Source organism: Aeromonas sp. sif0611 (genome assembly GCF_019218845.1).
Classification (GTDB): domain Bacteria; phylum Pseudomonadota; class Gammaproteobacteria; order Enterobacterales; family Aeromonadaceae; genus Aeromonas; species Aeromonas media.
Genome location: NZ_JAHUWU010000047.1, coordinates 1 through 288, shown reverse-complemented (window position 1 = coordinate 288; position 288 = coordinate 1). Strand labels below are relative to the sequence as shown.

1 protein-coding gene is annotated in these 288 nt (G+C 66.0%); it reads right to left on the bottom strand.

Annotated features, from left to right (window positions below):
* Positions 1 to 288, bottom strand: a 288-nt coding sequence (locus tag KW824_RS21255) for a VCBS domain-containing protein (protein WP_218410892.1), incomplete at both ends; no start/stop codon positions are given.

Genomic DNA, 288 nt, shown 5'->3' with positions numbered 1-288 from the left:
CATCGTTGACGCCGGTGATGGTGATGGTGACGGTGTGCTCGGTGCCATCCACAGACTGCACGGTGAAGGTCTCGACCTTGGTCTCCCCCTCGCCCAGGTACTGCACCTTGCTGTTGTCGACGTTGTAGGTCCAGGCACCGCCCTCGGTGATGGCGAGGCTACCCAGCGCACCCGCACTCGGGGTGCCGTTGCCGGCCAGGAACTTGGCTTCATCCGCCCCGTCCACGTCGGTCACGCTCAGGGTGCCGGTCTCGGTCAGGGTCGGGGTGCTCTCGTCTTCGGTCACGC